The organism is Bacillus sp. SIMBA_005, assembly GCF_046535585.1.
Taxonomy (GTDB): domain Bacteria; phylum Bacillota; class Bacilli; order Bacillales; family Bacillaceae; genus Bacillus; species Bacillus pumilus.
The window spans coordinates 1-242 of record NZ_JAWRWI010001030.1; the positions used below are offsets into that span (position 1 = coordinate 1).

Here is a 242-nt window from a genome sequence, read left to right on the forward strand (position 1 = left end):
TCCGCGACGAACGCAAGCGCACACCACCCGTCGACAACGGCACCGACTTCTTCGACGGCAACAACACCGGCTTCGCCACTCACCGCGACACCCTCGCCAACGCCGCGAAAGCGATCCGGGCATCGTTGGTCCAGGAGCCGGCGTTCAACGGCCTCGGGCATGTGAAGGTCACCATGCAGCGGGACGCGATCGCGAAATCTCACCGACCGCAAACGAAACTGTTCCGCAGCCGATGGGCACCG

The 242-nt window shown here is 64.9% G+C and carries 1 protein-coding gene; it reads left to right on the plus strand.

The window, feature by feature from the left end; genetic code table 11:
• On the plus strand, window positions 1-242 hold a 242-nt coding region (locus SB660_RS23240; RefSeq protein WP_410584913.1), incomplete at both ends, for a hypothetical protein.